Here is an 879-nt window from a genome sequence, read left to right on the forward strand (position 1 = left end):
CGCGTGCCCTCGGCCGTCTCTTCCGTCGTCGCCGCGGGCCGCGGCGCGCCCGCACCCCGGCTCGCCGGTTCGGTGACGGCGGCCGGCGCCCTGACCTGCCCCGGGACGGCCGCCACGGGGCGCGCGGTCAGCAGGCCGGGCCGCCGCGCCACGACCAGCGGGGCCCCGACGGGACGCGGCCGCACCGGCCGGTCGGCCCGGACCGCCGAGTCGTTCGGGCGCGGGGAGGCGGCGGCCGCTTCGGGCGTCGCCGCACCGAGCGGGCCACTGGCGGCCTGCGGCCCTTCGGGCTTCGGTGAACTTCCCCTCACCGCAGCGGACTTCGACCCTCCGGGTACGGATGCACCGGGCGCCGCCGTGCCGGGTGTCGCCGCTGCGGGCCTCGGCGCACCGCCGTCGGCGCGCTTGGCCGCCTCGCGCGGGTCGGCCCCGCCCGCGCGGGCCGGGCGCGGCCCGGACCGCACCGGAAGCCGTCGCAGCCGGACGGACCGCTGGACCGGACGCGCCTGACGCGCCGGCCGCGCCGCGCCGGACTGCCCGTTCTCCGGCGCCTCTTCGGCACCGGCCTCGCTCGGGACGACCGGCATGACCGGCACGACCAGCTCGTCCCCGCCCGTGCGGACGGGGGCCGGGGCGCCCGGCCTCGCCACCGCCCGCAGGATGCCGACCGGGGCGGTCGGCAGGACCGCGTGGCCGAGCGGACCGCAGAGCGAGGGGTCCTGCCAGGCGGTGAGCCGGGAGCGGAACCTCAGGCCGTCGCTGACGCCGTGGGCCGGCCCGGCCAGGGTCGGGACCAGCGGCGCGACCGCGCGCCAGCCGCCGTCCCCGGCCGCCGGGCGCCGCCGCGCGGCCTCGCCCGTGCCCCAGGCCGCCTCCGTG

Annotated in this window: 1 pseudogene; it reads right to left on the reverse strand. The window is 82.6% G+C overall.

Annotated elements, in window-relative coordinates:
* A pseudogene (locus ACFVGO_RS07595) lies at window positions 1-879 on the reverse strand (hypothetical protein); the annotation flags it as partial.

Origin of the sequence: Kitasatospora sp. NPDC057738 (assembly GCF_042798815.1) — a bacterium.
GTDB classification, from domain to species: Bacteria; Actinomycetota; Actinomycetes; order Streptomycetales; family Streptomycetaceae; genus Kitasatospora; species Kitasatospora lactacystinica.